Origin of the sequence: Aeromonas sp. QDB68, from assembly GCF_027707405.1 — a bacterium.
Taxonomy (GTDB): domain Bacteria; phylum Pseudomonadota; class Gammaproteobacteria; order Enterobacterales; family Aeromonadaceae; genus Aeromonas; species Aeromonas caviae.
In genome coordinates this window covers 1-17,815 of the sequence record NZ_JAPCIQ010000030.1, presented here as the reverse complement: position 1 = coordinate 17,815, position 17,815 = coordinate 1, and the positions used below count along the sequence as shown (strand labels likewise).

At 59.2% G+C, this 17,815-nt stretch carries 15 protein-coding genes and 1 pseudogene; 4 read left to right on the top strand and 12 right to left on the bottom strand.

Annotated features, from left to right (window positions below):
• Positions 1–16 precede the first annotated feature (16 nt).
• From PG892_RS11125 to PG892_RS11105, 5 genes are all read right to left on the bottom strand, one after another.
• Positions 17–976 (bottom strand): beta-ketoacyl-ACP synthase III, encoded by a 960-nt coding sequence (locus PG892_RS11125; RefSeq protein ID WP_010674740.1) that lies wholly within the window; start codon positions 974–976, stop codon positions 17–19.
• Between the two features lie 6 nt (positions 977–982).
• On the bottom strand, positions 983–2,002 hold the full coding sequence (plsX, locus tag PG892_RS11120) for a phosphate acyltransferase PlsX (protein ID WP_201889991.1): 1,020 nt from the start codon (positions 2,000–2,002) through the stop codon (positions 983–985).
• 9 nt (positions 2,003–2,011) lie between these two features.
• Complete coding sequence (gene rpmF, locus PG892_RS11115; RefSeq protein ID WP_005300935.1) at positions 2,012–2,179, bottom strand: 50S ribosomal protein L32; 168 nt, start codon at positions 2,177–2,179, stop codon at positions 2,012–2,014.
• A 20-nt stretch (positions 2,180–2,199) separates the two neighbouring features.
• Positions 2,200–2,721, bottom strand: coding sequence for a 23S rRNA accumulation protein YceD (gene yceD, locus PG892_RS11110; protein WP_029314532.1), 522 nt, complete (start codon positions 2,719–2,721; stop codon positions 2,200–2,202).
• A 196-nt stretch (positions 2,722–2,917) separates the two neighbouring features.
• Positions 2,918–3,427 carry a hypothetical protein gene (locus PG892_RS11105; RefSeq protein ID WP_270825411.1) on the bottom strand — a complete coding sequence of 170 codons (510 nt, stop codon included), beginning with the start codon at positions 3,425–3,427 and terminating at the stop codon, positions 2,918–2,920.
• Positions 3,428–3,730: 303 nt separating this feature from the next.
• Between PG892_RS11105 and PG892_RS11100 the strand changes: the two genes are divergently transcribed.
• On the top strand, positions 3,731–4,312 hold the full coding sequence (locus PG892_RS11100; RefSeq protein ID WP_041215169.1) for a Maf family protein: 582 nt from the start codon (positions 3,731–3,733) through the stop codon (positions 4,310–4,312).
• 52 nt (positions 4,313–4,364) lie between these two features.
• Here PG892_RS11100 and rluC read toward each other — a convergent pair whose 3' ends face one another.
• A complete protein-coding gene (gene rluC, locus PG892_RS11095; protein WP_201889990.1) occupies positions 4,365–5,309 on the bottom strand; it encodes a 23S rRNA pseudouridine(955/2504/2580) synthase RluC in 945 nt (314 codons plus the stop codon).
• A gap of 414 nt (positions 5,310–5,723) precedes the next feature.
• Between rluC and rne the strand changes: the two genes are divergently transcribed.
• A complete protein-coding gene (gene rne, locus PG892_RS11090; RefSeq protein WP_270825410.1) occupies positions 5,724–8,870 on the top strand; it encodes a ribonuclease E in 3,147 nt (1,048 codons plus the stop codon).
• A gap of 641 nt (positions 8,871–9,511) precedes the next feature.
• Here the strand turns inward: rne and PG892_RS11085 are convergent.
• The 4 genes from PG892_RS11085 to apbC form a co-directional block, all read right to left on the bottom strand.
• Positions 9,512–10,984, bottom strand: coding sequence for an inorganic phosphate transporter (locus tag PG892_RS11085; RefSeq protein WP_029314527.1), 1,473 nt, complete (start codon positions 10,982–10,984; stop codon positions 9,512–9,514).
• 320 nt (positions 10,985–11,304) lie between these two features.
• The gene (gene dcd, locus PG892_RS11080; protein ID WP_045524859.1) at positions 11,305–11,886 is read right to left on the bottom strand and encodes a dCTP deaminase; all 582 of its coding nucleotides are present in this window, start codon (positions 11,884–11,886) and stop codon (positions 11,305–11,307) included.
• Between the two features lie 63 nt (positions 11,887–11,949).
• On the bottom strand, positions 11,950–12,594 hold the full coding sequence (gene udk, locus PG892_RS11075) for a uridine kinase (protein ID WP_010674731.1): 645 nt from the start codon (positions 12,592–12,594) through the stop codon (positions 11,950–11,952).
• Between the two features lie 108 nt (positions 12,595–12,702).
• A complete protein-coding gene (gene apbC / locus PG892_RS11070; protein WP_103243127.1) occupies positions 12,703–13,785 on the bottom strand; it encodes an iron-sulfur cluster carrier protein ApbC in 1,083 nt (360 codons plus the stop codon).
• Positions 13,786–13,970: 185 nt separating this feature from the next.
• Here apbC and metG point away from each other — a divergent pair, with 185 nt between their 5' ends.
• The gene (metG, locus tag PG892_RS11065) at positions 13,971–16,004 is read left to right on the top strand and encodes a methionine--tRNA ligase (protein ID WP_270825409.1); all 2,034 of its coding nucleotides are present in this window, start codon (positions 13,971–13,973) and stop codon (positions 16,002–16,004) included.
• Positions 16,005–16,075: 71 nt separating this feature from the next.
• Here metG and PG892_RS11060 read toward each other — a convergent pair whose 3' ends face one another.
• Both PG892_RS11060 and PG892_RS11055 read right to left on the bottom strand, forming a co-directional pair.
• Positions 16,076–16,720, bottom strand: a complete 645-nt coding sequence (locus tag PG892_RS11060; protein WP_270825408.1) for a CHAD domain-containing protein — start codon at positions 16,718–16,720, stop codon at positions 16,076–16,078.
• 12 nt (positions 16,721–16,732) lie between these two features.
• Positions 16,733–17,005, bottom strand: a complete 273-nt coding sequence (locus PG892_RS11055) for an acylphosphatase (protein ID WP_010674727.1) — start codon at positions 17,003–17,005, stop codon at positions 16,733–16,735.
• 85 nt (positions 17,006–17,090) lie between these two features.
• Between PG892_RS11055 and PG892_RS11050 the strand changes: the two are divergent.
• Positions 17,091–17,696: pseudogene (locus PG892_RS11050) on the top strand (methyl-accepting chemotaxis protein); the annotation flags it as partial.
• Positions 17,697–17,815: the final 119 nt, after the last annotated feature.

Here is a 17,815-nt window from a genome sequence, read left to right as displayed (position 1 = left end):
CGGGCACCGCTCGGTATCAGAGGCGAACCAGCGCAGAGCCCCAGGCAAAACCGCCGCCGAAGGCTTCCAGCAGGACCAGCTGGCCGGGTTTGATGCGACCATCGCGCACCCCTTCATCGAAGGCGATGGGCACGGAGGCCGCGGAGGTATTGCCATGACGATCCAGGGTCAGGATCACCTTGTCGAGCCCCATGCCGAGTTTCTTGGCGGTGGCATTGATGATGCGGAAGTTGGCTTGATGGGGCACCAGCCAGTCCAGCTCGCTCGGCTCGACGTTGGCCGCAGCCAGGGTTTCGGTCACGATCTCGCTAAGGCGTGTCACCGCCACCTTGAAGACATCGTTGCCCTTCATGTACATGTAGGCTTCGAGCTCAGCACCCGGCATGCCGCGACGGGGCTGCGGCAGTTTGAGCAGCTCGCCATAACGGCCATCGGCATGCAGATGGGTGGAGAGGATCCCAGGAGTGTCGCTGGCACCGATGACCACGGCCCCTGCCCCATCCCCGAACAGGATGATGGTGCCGCGATCCTCGGGATCGCACATGCGTGACAGCACGTCCGCACCGACAACCAGCACGTGGCGAGCAGCGCCGGATTTGACGAACTGATCGGCGATGGCGAGAGCATATGTAAAGCCGGCACAGGCGGCGGCTACGTCAAACGCCGGGATCCCCGGTACGTCAAGCAGCCCCTGCAGTTCACAGGCAGCAGCTGGGAAGGCATTCTCTGCGCTGGTAGTGGCCAGCACTATCATGTCCAGATCGGCGGCAGTCAGACCTGCCGCATCAAGCGCACGCAAGGCCGCCTGATGAGAAAGGGTCGCGACGGTTTCGTCGGCTCCGGCGATACGGCGTTCACGGATCCCGGTGCGTTCCACGATCCATTCGTCACTGGTTTCAACCATCTGTTCAAGATCGGCGTTGGTACGAACCGAACTCGGCAGATAACTGCCAGTACCCAGAATTTTGCTATGCATAGAGTTTTATAAATCCCTGTCGGAAAAGACAGATTCAAGGCGATCTGCAATTTGCAATGGAAGTTGATGTCTGGCTTCTTGTGCAGCCAGCAGAATCGCATGACACAGAGCGCGGCGCTCGGCCCGCCCATGGCTTTTTACCACAATGCCGCGCAATCCTAACAGACTCGCGCCATTATACTGGTCGGGGTTCAGGTAAGAGAAACGCCGTTTGAACATAAATCCGGCGAGTCGACCAAGAAAACTGCGTTTTTTGCGCGGATATCCGGCCAGTTCGGCCATCATCCGCACCACCCCCTCCGCGGTCTTGAGCGCCACGTTGCCCACGAAACCGTCGCAGACGATCACGTCGCACTCGCCGCTGAAGATCCTGTCACCCTCGATAAAACCGACAAAATTCAGGGCGGAGCATTGGCGCAGCAACTCGGCGCTGTGGCGCACCAGGTCGTTGCCCTTGATCTCCTCCTCCCCCACGTTGAGCAGTGCCACTCTGGGTGAAGGTATCCCCTCGACCTTCTCTGCAACCACAGCGCCCATCACGGCAAATTGCAGCAAGGTGTCGGCATCACAGCTCACGTTCGCACCCAGATCCAGCATCACGGTCCGTTTTCCACCCAATGTGGGCAGCGCCTTGATGAGGGCTGGCCGGTCAACACCGGGCAAGGATTTGAGCACGCACTTGGCCATGGCCATCAAGGCACCGGTGTTGCCGGCACTGACACAGGCATCGGCAGCGCCGATCTTGACCAGATCTAGGGTCACGCGCATGGAGGAGTCTTTCAGGGTACGCAGCGCCACGATAGGCTTTTCGCCCATGCCCACGACCTGGGAGGCATGCACGAGACGAACGCGAGGGTGGTTGAGCAGGCCATGTTGCTGCAGAAGAGGGGCAGTCTGGTGTTGATCACCGACCAGAACAAGTTTTAGCTGGGGTAGAAGAGACAGTGCCTGCACGGCGGCAGGCACTGTTTCCGAGGGGCCGATATCTCCCCCCATTATGTCTAGCGCGACAGTTTGCGTAGACAAAGGCAATCCTTAAGCGATTACCTTTTTACCGCGGTAGAAACCATCGGCAGTCACGTGGTGACGACGATGAATTTCGCCACTGGTCTGATCAACAGTCAGGGCAGCGGTGGTCAGCGCATCGTGGGAACGACGCATGCCACGCTTGGCGCGGGTTTTACGGTTCTGTTGTACGGCCATGGTAGGCTAACTCCTAAAATTCACTTACGTTTGAGCGCTTCAAGAACTGCAAAGGGATTCGGCCGCTCATCAGCAGGTTCGATTTCACCCCAGGTCATCTCCATGTTTCCTCTGGGACACACATCCACCGGATGCATGGCTACCTGAGGCAACGAGAGGATGAGTTCATCCTCCAGGATTTGATGAAGATCTATCTCGCCGTTTTCGTCCAACTCAATGGGCTCATAAGCTTCCGGCAGTTCTTCCTCGTTTGTTCTTTCGAACAGCGGAGTGTAAATAAAACTAGCTTCACAAAGGTGTTCAAACGTCTCACCACAACGCTGGCAAACCAGGTCGACCTTGGCATGGGCAGTGCCTTTCATAACGGTCAACTTCTGGACATCTTTGCCAAAGTGCAGTGTGACATCCACATCACTTCGCAAGCCTTCGGTTGATTCCTCCAGCCTGGGCATCTGCGACTTTTCCACTATCCCGACATAATCGAGTAGCTTCAAGGCATTACGGACTGGATCAACCTTAACGGGCAACTTCACCTTTTGCATAGGGCGCGAATATTATAGGTCCAACAAGGGATAGTCAAAGGAAAAAGTCCTTACCGCCGATGATTTTACCTTCACAGGCCCCTGCAAGAGGAACTTGTGCTCATCGGTGGCCGATTATGCCATATCGTGCAGGATCTGGCACAGGATCCTGTTCCCCTCCCCTGTCTGTCCACCGGATGTGCTCCTTGGTGTCTCATCAGGTGGCAGAACAGCGCGGGTCGCTCCCCAGCAGGCCTGGTGTCGCAGCCACTCTGGGCTCGGCTTCCATCAGTCGGCGTATGGCTTTGAAACTGCCCACGGCAGCCTTGATGGCAATGGGATTGACCAGCCAGCCCGGCAAGTTGTTGCCCGGGTTGGTATAGGTTTCGAGCCGAACGAGTGTGCTGCCATCCCGTTGGGGTAGCGCCTCCCACCGTCCGGCGCTTTCCTGGATCCGGAACAGCCCTGCATGCAGTGGCAGGGCATTCGGCTCTGCCCACACCTCGAGAGTCAGGCTGCAATCAATGCGTCGACTCAGATGGGAGCGGGTGATGAGCTCCCTGTCTTGCACCGGCCGGGGAGATGCCAGGCGGGTATAGACCAGATCATCGTCGGGACCCGATCTGGCCAGCACCCTGACTTCACGGCTCTGGGGCAACCACTCTTCATGGCGCGCCGTGTTCCGCAGCACCGTGATCAGCGCGCCAGGATCGGCATTCACCCGCATCTCCAGACGTAAGGCCTGAAAAGAGGTCGGAGGATGTGGCTGGGTCCAAAGCATCACCCCCTCATCCCCCTGGCGAAGTTGCCATGTCCCTGCCCAGCTGGCGAAGGAGATCAGTGCCATGACCAAGGCCGCATATCGTGTCATCACGCTCAATTCCGATCTCTTGTGTTTGTGCTGTGGTTTCCTCAGCATGCATGCTTCCCGCTAATTAGGCGAGTCCCGCTGTAGACATCTCCTGTTTGCGTGGCCCCATCTGCACAGATAGAATCAACCAATTGATTTATAAATGGATATCATCAAAACATGCAGCCTTCCTTGATCCTCGCGTCCACCTCGTCCTACCGCAAGACCTTGCTGGAAAAACTCGGTCAGCCATTTCACTGTGCTGCGCCTCAAGTCGATGAGACGGCGCGACACGGGGAGACCGCGGAAGCTCTGGTCAGCAGATTGGCGTTTGCCAAGGCGAATGCCGTTGCCGCTGACCGTGATCAAGGATTGATCATCGGTTCAGATCAGGTGTGCGTCTGTGACGGGCAGATCCTCGGCAAACCCGGCACGGTGGAGAAGGCGGTCGAGCAGTTGCTGCGGGCACAAGGCAAGCGCGTCATCTTTTACACCGGGCTCTGTGTGATCAATGCTGCGAATGGCCATGCCGAGCAGCTCGTCGAGCCTTTCACCGTGCATTTTCGCTCGCTCGACGAAGCCGCCATCCGTCGCTATGTGGAGGCCGAACGTCCTCTGGATTGTGCCGGCAGCTTCAAATGCGAGGGAATGGGCATCGTCTTGTTCAAGGCGCTGGAGGGGCGCGATCCCAACGCCCTTGTCGGTCTTCCCCTGATAGGCTTGGTTGATCTCCTGGGTCGCCACGGCCTGGCTCTGCCATAACAAGAACTCTGCCATGAAAAACGGGAGCCTTGGCTCCCGTTTTTCATGGCTGTCAGCGTGGCAGCTTGGCGAGGAACGCCTCAAGCTCCGGTGACAATGGCGCTTCCACCTGCATCTCCCGCTCATCTACCGGATGAGTAAAGGTGAGCTTCCAGGCGTGCAGGAACAGACGCTTTAGCCCCTGCCCCCGCATTTTTTCATCAAACCCGGCCTCACCATATTTGTCATCGCAGGCGATGGGATGGCCGGCGTGCTGGGTGTGGACACGGATCTGGTGGGTACGGCCAGTGATGGGGCTGCACTCGACCAGAGTGGCTTCGGCAAATTGACGGGCAATCCGGAACCGGGTCTCGGAGGGTTTGCCATCGCTGCTGACCCGCACCACCCGCTCGCCGGATTGCAGATCATTTTTGCGAAGTGGCGCATTGACCACCTTGACGTGGGGTTGCCACTGGCCGCGCACCAGCGCCAGATACTGCTTGCGCATGGTCTTGACCCGCAGCTGCTCGTGCAGGCTGCGCAGGGCACTGCGCTTCTTGGCAACCAGCAGCACGCCGGAGGTGTCGCGATCCAGCCGGTGCACCAGTTCGAGGAAACGGGCTTCGGGGCGCAGGGCACGCAGCCCTTCGATGACGCCAAAACTGAGGCCGCTGCCGCCGTGCACTGCCATGCCGGACGGCTTGTTTAGCACTATCATGGCGTCGTCTTCAAACAGGATCTGGCTCTCCAGACGCTGGATGCTGCCGAGGTTGGCAGAAGGCAACTCATTCTTCTCGGCCACACGCACGGGGGGCACCCGCACCTCGTCACCGGCACAAAGCTTGTATTCCGGTTTGATGCGCTTCTTGTTGACCCGCACCTCCCCTTTTCGAAGGATGCGATAAATCAGGCTCTTGGGGACGCCCTTTAACTGAGTCTTGAGAAAATTGTCGATGCGCTGCCCGTCATGCTCAGCTTCGATGGTGAGCAGCTGCACTTGTTGATGTATCTGTGTCATGGCGCGGATTTTAACACCGCCGACAGCCCTTGGCTGCATGCTTTGTTAAAAAATGGCGTCTTGCTATAAAAGTGGTTTAAATGGGATAATAAACAAGGTTTTGTCATTGTGTTCAAGCCTTGTACTAAGTGGCCAAAATGTATGCCACCCAATCCCGAAACACCGTGTATACAAGAACATGACGGTTCCCGGGTGCGAGGTACAACGCATGGAGAACACAAACAGAGCCGACGTAAATTGTCTCCACATCGGTATCCTTAATTCACGCCCTCTCGAGAAGGCTGAACCAGAGTGCCCTTAGTTTGCGCCTCATGCATACCCCAACCGGGAGGTTGCCCCAGCATGCTGAAGACCCGAGGCCGGCGCCGGCAGGACCCAGTGGAGGAATCAAAATGACAAAATAATGAGAACTCAATGAAAAGAATGCTAATCAACGCGACTCAGGAAGAGGAGTTGCGCGTAGCGCTGGTTGACGGACAACAGCTCTACGATTTGGATATTGAAAGTCCGGGACACGAGCAGAAAAAAGCGAACATTTACAAGGGCAAAATCACCCGAGTAGAACCCAGTCTCGAAGCTGCTTTTGTTGACTATGGCGCCGAACGCCACGGTTTCCTGCCGTTAAAGGAAATCGCCCGCAATTACTTCCCCTCCGGTTACTCCTATCAGGGTCGTCCCAACATCAAAGAAGTGGTCCGCGAAGGCCAGGAAGTGATTGTCCAGATCGATAAGGAAGAGCGTGGTACCAAGGGTGCAGCCCTCACCACCTTCATCAGTCTGGCTGGCAGCTACCTGGTGCTGATGCCGAACAACCCCCGTGCCGGCGGCATCTCCCGTCGCATCGAGGGTGACGAGCGGACCGAGCTGAAGGAAGCCCTGAGCGGACTGACCGTACCGGACGGCATGGGCCTCATCGTGCGCACCGCCGGTGTGGGCAAGTCCCCGGAAGAGCTGGAGTGGGATCTGAACGTTCTGCTCAATCACTGGGACTCCATCCACAAGGCGTCACAACAACGTTCCGCTCCGGTGCTCATTCACCAGGAGAGCAACGTCATCGTGCGCGCCATCCGTGACTATCTGCGTCGCGATGTGGGCGAGATCCTGATCGACAACCCGGTCATCTTCGAGCGCGCCAAGTCACATATCGAGCTGGTCCGTCCCGATTTCCTCAATCGCGTGAAGCTCTACAAGGGTGATGTCGCCCTGTTCAACCACTTCCAGATCGAGAGCCAGATCGAATCGGCCTTCCAGCGCGAAGTGCGCCTGCCCTCCGGCGGCAGCATCGTCATCGATCCGACCGAAGCACTGACCTCCATCGATATCAACTCCTCCCGCGCCACCAAGGGCGGCGATATCGAAGAGACCGCCCTGCAGACCAACCTGGAAGCGGCCGATGAGATCGCTCGCCAGCTGCGCCTGCGTGACCTGGGTGGCCTGATTGTCATCGACTTCATCGACATGACCCCGGTTCGCCATCAGCGCGAAGTGGAAAACCGTCTGCGTGAAGCGGTGCATCAGGATCGTGCCCGTATCCAGCTGGGCCGTATCTCTCGTTTCGGTCTGCTGGAGATGTCTCGCCAGCGTCTGCGTCCCTCCCTCAACGAGTCCAGCAGCCATATCTGCCCCCGTTGCCAGGGTCAGGGGGTCATCCGTGACAACGAATCCCTCGCCCTGTCCATCCTGCGTCTCATCGAAGAAGAGGCCATGAAGGACAACACCGAGCAGGTGCATGCCCAGGTGCCGGTCGATGTGGCCGCCTATCTGCTCAACGAGAAGCGTACCTCCATCGCCAATCTGGAACAGCGCAATGATGTGCGTGTCTACATCATTCCGAACCAGCATCTGGAAACCCCGCACTACGAAGTGACCCGCATCCGTCAGAACGAGATCCCGGAAGCGGCCAGCTACGAGCTCAAAACCGAAATTGCCAAGCCGGTCTATCAGCCGTGCCAGGCTCAGGTAGTCGAGCGTGAACAACCGCTGCTGCAAGGGTTTGCCCCGGCTCCTCAGCCGGTTGCGCCCGCCGCCCCGGCTCCTGTTGCGGCTCCTGCTCCGGTTGCAGAACAAGTCGGCTTCTTTGGCAAGCTGGCCAAGGCCTTCTCCGGCCTGTTCGGTGCCTCCTCCGATGCGGCCCCGGCCGAGGTGAAGGCGCCTGCCGACAAACCGGCCGCCCAGCGCGAAGCTCGCAAGGATGACGGGCACCGTCACCAGCGCGATGAATCCCGCAGCCGTGGTCAACGTGGCCGTCGTGACGACAACCGCGGCAGTCGCAATGCCGAGGCCGGCGAGAAGCGTGAAGGCGCAGCCAGCCGCGAGAGTAGTGATCGCAATCGTCGCCCGCGCAAAGAGCGTGAGCCTCGTCAAGAGCGGGAACCGCGCCAGGAACGGGAACCCCGTGGCGAAGTGCGCACCGAACAGCGCATGGAGCGTGAGCCTCGCGAACCCCGCCAGGAGCGCGAACCTCGTGCCCCGCGTCCGGCTCGTGAACCTCGCGCCCCCCGCGAACCCCGTGCCGAGGTGAGCGTCGAGGCGGTTGATACCGTTGATACTGCGGTCGCCAGCGCTGAACCGCGTCAGGAAAAAGAGCAAAAAGTGGCCGAGCGCCGCGAACGTCGCCAACTGCGCAAGCAGATCCGTGTCGATGTCGCCGCGACCGACACCCCTGCCCTACCGACTGACGAGCAAATCACCGATGTCGCCGACGTGCAAGCCGCCGCTGCTGAGCAACAAGAAGAGCAAGGCGAAGGTCAGCGTCGTTCCCGCCGTACCCCGCGCAATCAGCGCATCGAAGGGCAACGTCGCAAGCGCATCAACGAAGAGGCTCGTGGCCAGCGTGAAGACGAAGCACAAGGTGAAGTGCAGCTGACTACCGCGGCCCAGGCCGATGCGGCTCAGGTGAAGGTGGAAGAACCGGTTGTGCCTGTCATCACCATTCCGAGCGCAGAAGCGGTTGCAGCCGCCCTGCAGGCTTCCGCCGCACTGACCGAACACGTGGTGGCTGAAGCCGTTGCTGAGGAAGCGGCAGAGCAAGCACTGGCAGCCCAGGCTGTGGATGCGCCCTCCACTGACGAAGTTGAGCAGGTTGCGCAAGCAGACGCTGAACCCGTCGCCGAAGTGGCAGTTGTCGAACCCGAGATGGTCGAACCTATCGTCAACACCGCCTCTCATGACGAACCTGTCGCCGTGATCGATGCTGTCGAGCAGACCCAGCAAGTGGAGGCCATCCCAGAAGAGGTTGCACCGGTTGCTGAAGCGGCACCTGTCGTTATCGCTGAGGAGACGGCCACCGCCGAGGCGGAGGTCGTCGAGATGCCGGCTGCCGTGGTGCAAACCGAGCCAGCAACCAGCCCCGAAGTGAAGGTCAGCAAGGGTGCCGGTGTATTGGCCCGTGCCCGCAAGGCTTATGCGCCCATGGCAACGCCAGCTGCGGCTCCTGCCCCGACACCCCGTGAACCCGTGGAGTACGCTCCCCTGGTACGCAGCGAAGTCGTGACCTCCGGTCGCCACGGTGGCAGCACCGCTGCCAGCAACGTGGCAACCAGCCCGGCCGGTCGCCCCTGAGCAGACTCGTTAGTCTGAATAAAGAGCCACACATCGTGTGGCTCTTTTTTTGTCTCTTTATTGGGGCTGACATCGCCTTGCTCTCCCCCCTGCCCGTTCGATATCCGCCGCTTTCCCTGGTGCTCTCCTGTCCAAGCAAGATGTGATTCACTCCCCTAACAGATGATTCATCTATGACAAAGCATCACGACATGCTCTGCTTGTGGATAGGTCAATGCATTGGCGGCATATGATGCCATTGTCAAACAGCCTGGTAGCGCATTTGACTACTCTGTCGGTGTGTTCGTGGTAGCTGAGACAGCCCAGGTTGAACGTGAATGCCAGACATAGGGCAACCTGTGGCACTCTTCACTCTCATCATTTCTGGTGAGGAACATAGACCCGTTGCACACCCTCCCTTCAGCTTCACGTGCAAGCGTCAGCTCGTAACAAGGTAGCTCCCGCGTATGCTGCTCTCATTGTGTACAACAGGGTGGTTCAGGGATGTAGAGAAACAAACGAGGTGATAGATAATGCTGTTCAACTTCTTGTCTGATGGCATACAACTATCACTCATTGAACTATTGCCGTATGACGTGACATTCACCAGGCAACAAAAAAGGGCCCGAAGGCCCTTGTTTCATTTCCAATGACTGTCGTGCTTACCCGCCAAAGAGATGGTTGTTCAGCAGGAACAGGCCGCCGGAGAGCAGCATGGTGAGCGGCAACGTCAGCACCCAGGCCAGCAGAATGGTCTTGATGGTCTGGCTCTGCAGGCCGGACTTGTTGGCCACCATGGTCCCCGCCACCGCAGAGGAGAGAATGTGGGTGGTGGACACCGGCATCCCGGTCAGACTCGCAATCCCGATGGACGCGGCGGCCGTGATCTGGGCTGCAATGCCCTGGCTGTAGGTCATGCCGGAGGAACCGATCTTCTCCCCTACCGTGTAGACGATACGACGCCAGCCCACCATGGTACCGCAACCGAGCGCCAGGGCGATGGACACGATGACCCAGGTCGGCGCATATTCGGCCGTGGCGGTCAGATCCTTGCGCCATTTGGCGAGATCGGTCAGCTCCTTGGCCGGCAGCGGCAATTTGGAGACCTTGCGGGCAGTGTCGTCGATGCACAGCAGCAGACGACGCACCTCGCGGCGATCCACCAGGTTCATCTCCTCGTAGGTGCGCACCTGGCCCAGACGCTTGTCGAGGGTCGCCATGGCCTGCAGGGCCTCCCCTGCCGCACAGTGGCTCATCAGCTCCTCCTGGGCTTTGGCAGGCACACTGAAGTTCACCAGATGGGAAACCTGATCCTGGTTACGCTGGTAGATCTCCATGATGCGCTGGTTGGCATCCTGGGTTCTGTCCAGATCATAGGAGCGGCTGTTCATGTCCAGCGCAAAATAGGCAGGCGCCATGCAGATCAGCACCAGCATCACCAGACCGATGCCTTTCTGACCATCGTTGGAGCCGTGCACGAAGCTCACCCCCATTGCGGAACAAATCAGTGTGACACGGGCCCAGAACGGTGGATGCTTCTTGCCGTCCACCAGCAGGCGCTCTTCCGGGGTCTTGTGGATCTTGCTGCCAAGCCATACGCGCTTCATGGCGAACAGCAGCAAGGCGGCAATGATGAAGCCCACGGTGGGAGAGATGATGAGAGAGAGCATGATGTCGATGGCTTTGCCGACGTTGATACCCTCTTTCAGGGGTTGATGGCTGATCAGGGCATAGGCACCGCCTACCCCCAGGATGGAACCGATCAGGGTGTGGGAGCTGGATGCCGGAATGCCGAAGTACCAGGTTCCCAGGTTCCAGACGATGGCCGAGAACAGCAGGGAGAACACCATGATCAGACCCTGGGTGGAGTCCATGCCAAGCAGCAGATCGATGGGCAGCAGATGAACGATGGCGTAGGCCACCCCCAATCCACCCAGCATGACACCGGCGAAATTGAACAGACCGGAAGCCACCACCGCCATATGAGCCGGCATCGCCTTGGTATAGATAACCGTTGCTACCGCGTTGGCGGTATCGTGAAAGCCGTTGATGAATTCATAGGCCAGCACAAAAAAAACGGCCAATACCAAACCGATTGACCACCACAAACCCAAACCACTAAACATTTCAAACATAAAAACGAACCTGTTTATGAGTTGCGGCGGATTATGCCAGAAGGCTCGATGCGCCATACCCGTTGTTGAAATATTTCAGCAAAAAAAAAAAGGGCATTCCGTCAGAAAATGTCTTAGGGCCTGTAGGAACGGGGCTTGTCGAGGATTAATTTAAGTCCATTCCATTGCTGTGGATAGGCGCCAATCAAAGCCTGAGCATGGCTCAATGTCCCGAAAAAGGCCGCTTTTCAACCCGCTCGACACGCCCGTTTCCTTTTGTCAGATAAAAAAAGAGGGTGCCTTGGCACCCTCCTCGATAGACAAGCCGCACGGTGCGGGGATCAATCCTGGTTGATCCGGCTGGCCACAGCCCCTTGCTGACTCTTGTATTTAGCATTTTCCCGTTTGTTGTACGGGCGAGCCGCGGTACCTGACAGCATCTCGAAGTTCAGGGCACCGATCTTCATCTTGGGACGCAGGGCCAGAGGCAACTTGCCGCCGTTGTAAAACTCCAGCACGATGCGACCGGACCAGCCCGGATCGATGCGGTGGGCGGTGACGTGCACCATGAGGCCCAGGCGAGCCAGGGAGGAGCGACCATCCAGCCAGCCGACGATATCGGCGGGCAAGGTAACCGATTCATAGGTCACCGCCAGCGCCAGCTGACCCGGGTGCAGATAGAAGGCTTCACCGTCCGGCACGTGGATCTCCTCGCTCATCACCCGCTCGATGGCATCGGCCATCTCGATACTGGTACCGCCAAGGTCGATATAAGGCGCGGTATGATCGCGAAACACCCGAAACTCGTTGCCCAGCAGCACATCGACGCTGACGCCGCTGATCCGCTCAACACCGGGCCGCGGCTCGATGACGATCTTGCCTTCATCCAGGTGCCGTTCGATATCGGTATCACAAAGACGCATTCTGCGACTCTCCTGACAAAAGATTCATTAAAAAAAGCCGGGCATCACCCGGCTTGTTTTCTCTCAACCAATCAACATATGGCGGATACGCGCCTTGAGCATGTCGATGGCGATGCGGTTCTTGCCGCCACGGGGCACGATCACGTCAGCATACTGCTTGGACGGGTCGATGAACTGCATGAACATGGGACGCACAGTCTTCTGATACTGCTTGAGCACGGAGTCCATGGTACGACCGCGCTCCTGCACATCGCGCACCAGACGGCGCAGCAAACAGATGTCGAGCGGGGTATCCATGAAGATGGAGGCGTCCATCAGTTCGCGCAGGCGGCTGTCGGTCAACAGCAGTATCCCTTCGAGGATGATGACACGGCGCGGTGCAAAGGTAGTGACCTCGGTCATGCGCGTGTGCTCGGTATAGGAGTACTGGGGGATGTTGACCGCCTCCCCTTGCGTCAGCTGGGTCAGATGCTGCACCAGCAGATCGTGATCCAGGGCATTGGGGTGGTCATAGTTGGTCTTGACCCGCTCTTCCATGGTCAGGTGGGTCTGATCACGGTAGTAGCAATCCTCGGTGATCACACCAATCTGACCCGCTCCCAGCTCGGCCACCAGCTCTTCATAGATGGTTTGGGCGATAAGACTCTTGCCGGACGCGGATGCACCAGCAATACCGATGATCACGCAGGAATGTTGAGTATCAGACATTGAAAATACCTAAAGAGAAGAGCACTGGGGATTGTTTAAACCGATCCATTATATGAAAAAGGGGTGGCCATGCCCACCCCAAATCCGTCCCCCTTGGCCGAACGCCGATTATTCGTCCAGCGCCACCGTGTAGAGCGGGGTCGCAATCGGTTTTGCGCTGAAATAGAGCTCGGCCCCTACCCGGCGAGCCAGTTTCAGGTAAGTCTGTGACAGCTCGCCATCCGGCGCACCGAACACGGTGGGGCAGCCGTCATCCATGTGCTGGCGAATGTCGATATGCAGCGGCAACTGACCAAGCAGCGCCACGTGATACTGCTCCGCCATCTTCTGGCCACCGCCGGTACCGAACAACGGCTCGTGATGCCCGCAGGCACTGCAGACGTGGTAACTCATGTTCTCGACGATGCCAAGCACAGGCACATTGACCTTGTTGAACATGGCAATCCCCTTGCGGGCATCTGCCAGTGCCACATCCTGGGGCGTCGTGACGATCACCGCCGCCGTGGTGGGCACCTGCTGGGCCAGCGTCAGCTGGATATCGCCGGTGCCCGGGGGCATGTCCACCACCAGGTAGTCCACCTCGCCCCAGCGGGTCTCGTGCAGGATCTGCCCGAGTGCCTTGCTCGCCATGGGACCGCGCCAGATGGTGGCATCCTGCTCGGCCACCAGATAACCGATGCTGTTGCTCTTGATGCCGCAGGCCATCACCGGCTCCATCAACTTGCCATCAAAGCTGACAGGGCGCTCCTTGAGGGTCCCCGTCATGGTCGGGATGGAGGGGCCATAGATGTCCGCATCCAGCAGGGCGACCCGCGCCCCCTCTTTTTGCAGCGCCAGCGCCAGGTTGACCGCGGTAGTGGACTTGCCCACCCCTCCCTTGCCGGAGGCAACCACCAGGATATTGCGGATCCCCTGCACCGCCGCCAGTTGCTGCGCGCGGGGCATGCTGGCCACGTCTATCTCCCCCGTCCAGTCGATGCGGGTCGCACCGGTTGCGCTGCGCAGCCGGGCATCGAACTCCTCTTTGATCTGTTCAAACAGGGACTGGCCGGCAAAGGGCAGCACCAACGTGATGGCCAGGGTCTGTTCGTGCCGCTCGACGGAACGCACAAAACCGGCCGCGACCAGATCCTTGCCCCATCCTGCCGGCTTAAATTCGGCCAGGATCTGTTTTACTGAATCAATCACCATTAACTCCCCATTATGTTGTCGTTATGCTGAGGTGAACGGTTACCGCACATAAATCAGTGGCTTGCCGACGTCATCGTGATGCCGCCAGTCAGGGCACCGGGGGCCACAACCCTAGGCAGGCCGCCCCCAATTCGGGTAACATGCACGGCACTGTATCATCCCAACAGGCACATAAAGAACGTATTATGGCAACTGATCCTCGTAGAATGCTGGTAACCTGCGCCCTCCCCTATGCCAACGGCTCCATCCATCTCGGCCACATGCTGGAACACATCCAGGCCGATATCTGGGTTCGTTATCAGCGAATGCGTGGCCATCAGGTGCATTTCGTCTGTGCCGACGATGCCCACGGTACGCCCATCATGCTCAAGGCTCAGCAGATGGGGATCTCGCCGGAAGAGATGATTGCCGCCGTCTCCCAGGAGCACCAGGGGGATTTTGCCGGTTTCAACATCAGCTTCGACAACTACCACTCCACCCACAGCGACGAGAACCGCGAGCTGGCGGGCGTGATCTATGGCCGCCTCAAAGAGTCCGGCAAAATCAAGATCCGCACCATCTCCCAACTGTTCGATCCGGAAAAATCCATGTTCCTGCCGGATCGCTTCGTCAAGGGCACCTGCCCCAAGTGCAAGTCCCCCGATCAGTACGGTGACAACTGCGACAGTTGCGGCGCGACCTACAGCCCGACCGAGCTGATTGATCCGAAATCCGCCGTCTCCGGTGCGACCCCGGTGATGAAGGACTCCGAGCACTACTTCTTCGACCTGCCCCAGTTCGAAGCCTGGCTCGCCGACTGGGTGCGCGGCTCCGGCGCCATCCAGGAAGAGATGGCCAACAAGATGCAAGAGTGGTTCGAAAGCGGCCTGCAACAGTGGGACATCACCCGTGACGCACCCTACTTCGGCTTCGAAATTCCCGGCGCCCCCGGCAAGTACTTCTATGTCTGGCTGGACGCCCCCATCGGCTACATGGCGTCGTTCAAGAACCTGTGCAACAAGCGTGGCGACATCGACTTCGACAGCTACTGGAAAGCGGACTCCGACGCCGAGCTCTATCACTTCATCGGCAAGGACATCGCCTACTTCCACTGCCTGTTCTGGCCGGCCATGCTGGAAGGCGCGAACTTCCGCAAGCCGACCAAGGTCAACGTACACGGCTATGTGACCGTCAACGGCGCCAAGATGTCCAAGTCCAAGGGCACCTTCATCAAGGCGTCCACCTATCTCAAGCACCTGGATCCGGAGTGCCTGCGTTACTACTACGCCGCCAAGCTCAACAGCCGCATCGACGATCTAGACTTGAACCTCGAAGACTTCGTCTCCCGCGTCAACGCCGACGTGGTCAACAAGCTGGTCAACCTGGCCTCTCGCAACGCCGGCTTTATCGCCAAGCGTTTTGACGGCAAGCTGGCCGCCACCTGCGCCGAGCCCGCACTCTACGCCGAGTTTGCCAACGCCAGCGCCAGCATCGCCGAAGCCTATGAAGCGCGCGAATTCAGCCGCGCCATCCGCGAGATCATGGCACTGGCCGACAAGGCCAACCGCTATGTGGACGACAAGGCTCCCTGGGTCATCGCCAAGCAGGAAGGGGCGGATGCCCAACTGCAAGCCGTCTGCTCCGTCGGCATCAACCTGTTCCGCGTGCTGATGGCCTACTTGAAGCCCGTCATGCCGCAACTGGCCGAGCGCGCCGAAGCCTTCCTTGGCGAAACCCTGACCTGGGATGGCATCGCCGCCCCTCTGGTCGACCACGGCGTCGCTCCCTTCAAGGCACTCTTCTCCCGCATCGAGTCCGCCAAGGTGGATGCCATGGTGGAAGCGTCCAAGGAAGATCTCGCCAAGGAGCAGAGCAAGAAGCCGGTAGGCCCCCTGGTGGACGATCCCATCAGCGAGACCATCACCTACGATGACTTTGCCAAGATTGACCTGCGTGTGGCGCTGATCAAGAAAGCCGAAGCGGTGCCGGAAGCCGAGAAGCTGCTGAAGTTGCAGCTGGATATCGGCGGCGAAACCCGTCAGGTGTTTGCCGGTATCAAGTCTGCCTACAACCCGGAAGATCTGGAAGGCAAGCTGACCGTGATGGTGGCCAACCTGGCCCCGCGCAAGATGCGCTTTGGCATGTCCGAAGGCATGGTGCTGGCGGCAGGTCCAGGTGGCAAGGATCTCTGGATCCTCGAGCCCCAGGAAGGTGCCCAGCCGGGCATGCGCGTGAAGTAATACGCCCCTTCCCGGAGAGTCCCAATAAAAAGAGAGGCCAATGGCCTCTCTTTTTTTACCTTGTGGGGTGCTTACTGCCCGCTCTGCAGCAATGCCATCCGAAGGCCGACCAGCTCAGCCTGATGGCAATCCAGTTGCAGTAGTTGGCAGCGGATCTCTGTTTTCAGGGCTCGCCGTTGCTGGCCTCGCCCCGTTTCGCCCCCCAGGCGTCTGAGCCATTGGCGCCTGTCCTGCAATTGCCCAAGCCGCTCCTGCCAGCTCACCAGCATGGACAACCAGGCCGGATCCCCTCCCCCCTGTGCCGTCAGCAGCTCCATCCCGTAGCGCGCCTGTTTCAGCACCAGACGCAGCCGAAACAGCGGCAAGAGATCGACACCGACGGGTACCTCTTCCAGTCGGGCCAACCAACGGGCCAGCGGGTCGGTCAACAGGGGGACCCGTGGTAAGCGGTTCTGCCGAAGCGAGCCACCATGATGCTGCGCATAGACCTGGGCATCGCGCAGGGCGGAGAGCGTGCCGACAGCACGGGTCAATCGCCGCTCCAGCTCGGGCTCATGAATGAGGGGTCGCCACAGGGCGAGCAGCGCCAGCAGGCGACGGGCCGCTATCCGGTAGGCATGCACCTCTTCCATCCCCTTGTGCTGGCGCAGTGCCAGGGCCGCCCCCCGATATTGCCCAACGAGCCGGTTGGCCTGCGCAATCCCGCTCTCCCCCATGAACCCTCCCGGCTAGTTGGTATGAAAACCGGTTCCGGTGGGTGGCAACGCCTGGGTGCACTCCATTCGGGTGACGGTGGCGGTTCGGGGCCCGTGCTCAAGCCAGCCCAGCATCATCTGTACCTTCTGTTCGGGACCGGCAATCAGGATTTCCACCGAGCCATCTTCCAGGTTGTAGGCATGCCCCCGCAGCCCCAGTTGCAGCGCCCGCTCCCGGGTGAAGTAGCGAAACCCCACCCCCTGAACCTGACCCCACACCCGCACGACAAACGATTGCTCTCCCATTTATCACACCTTTCCCTTAAGTAATTTTTCCCCGGGGCGATAATGAGCGCGACACTCTCTTCCCCTTGCAGGACGCAATACCATTATGAAAGAAGTAAAGTTTCGGTGGGTTGACCGTTATCTCATTCACCTCACGATCAGCGAGAAATTTCTCATCACCTTCTGGTGCCCCCTGGTGTTCATCGCCTTCCTCACCTGGTATCTGCTGGCCGACGGCCATGATCAGGCGATGCAGCTCAGAGTGGATCAGCTAAAAGGGCGGGTCGAGACCACGGCCCAGCTGGTGAGCCAGCAGCCGACCCTTACCCTGCCCGCGGATCTCGTACTCACGCCTGGCGCGGCCACCGGCCTTAGCCAGCAGGGGAACATCTATCGCTATGGCGCCAGCGCAGGTCAGGCGGGCGTCGTCTCCGGCACCCTGGATACGAGTCAGTACGCCCTCTGGGATGGTCAGGGCACCACGCTCACCATCATCGCGGTGCTGGCCGCCCTGCTGGCCCTCATCACCCACTATCTGATGACCTTTGTCTCGGGGGCGCTCTACTCCACCAACAAGGCATTGCAGACGGTAGCGAACGGCGATCTCACCTTCCGGCTCAACTTCTTCCCGGTGCGGGACGAGTTCTCCATTCTGGCGGGCAGCATCGACACCTTCACCGACCGCCAGCACAAGATAGGGGAGCCCGCAGAATTCGGAAAAAATCGTACGCTAAGGTTTTCCGGGCATCCGTAAGGGCCGAAACTTCCCGTCTTCCAGTCTGCGGCTCTGCCGCCAGACGTAATCGCCGGTTAGGTTGATGTGCTCCCAGC

Coding starts and splice junctions, on each gene's coding strand:
- rluC (WP_201889990.1), bottom strand. CDS start 5,309: ATGACACAGATACATCAACAAGTGCAGCTGCTCACCATCGAAGCTGAG.
- dcd (WP_045524859.1), bottom strand. CDS start 11,886: ATGCGTCTTTGTGATACCGATATCGAACGGCACCTGGATGAAGGCAAG.
- PG892_RS11055 (WP_010674727.1), bottom strand. CDS start 17,005: ATGGGAGAGCAATCGTTTGTCGTGCGGGTGTGGGGTCAGGTTCAGGGG.
- apbC (WP_103243127.1), bottom strand. CDS start 13,785: ATGGTGATTGATTCAGTAAAACAGATCCTGGCCGAATTTAAGCCGGCA.
- PG892_RS11100 (WP_041215169.1), top strand. CDS start 3,731: ATGCAGCCTTCCTTGATCCTCGCGTCCACCTCGTCCTACCGCAAGACC.
- rpmF (WP_005300935.1), bottom strand. CDS start 2,179: ATGGCCGTACAACAGAACCGTAAAACCCGCGCCAAGCGTGGCATGCGT.
- PG892_RS11060 (WP_270825408.1), bottom strand. CDS start 16,720: ATGGGGGAGAGCGGGATTGCGCAGGCCAACCGGCTCGTTGGGCAATAT.
- yceD (WP_029314532.1), bottom strand. CDS start 2,721: ATGCAAAAGGTGAAGTTGCCCGTTAAGGTTGATCCAGTCCGTAATGCC.
- PG892_RS11125 (WP_010674740.1), bottom strand. CDS start 976: ATGCATAGCAAAATTCTGGGTACTGGCAGTTATCTGCCGAGTTCGGTT.
- PG892_RS11105 (WP_270825411.1), bottom strand. CDS start 3,427: ATGCGGGTGAATGCCGATCCTGGCGCGCTGATCACGGTGCTGCGGAAC.
- metG (WP_270825409.1), top strand. CDS start 13,971: ATGGCAACTGATCCTCGTAGAATGCTGGTAACCTGCGCCCTCCCCTAT.
- PG892_RS11085 (WP_029314527.1), bottom strand. CDS start 10,984: ATGTTTGAAATGTTTAGTGGTTTGGGTTTGTGGTGGTCAATCGGTTTG.
- udk (WP_010674731.1), bottom strand. CDS start 12,594: ATGTCTGATACTCAACATTCCTGCGTGATCATCGGTATTGCTGGTGCA.
- rne (WP_270825410.1), top strand. CDS start 5,724: ATGAAAAGAATGCTAATCAACGCGACTCAGGAAGAGGAGTTGCGCGTA.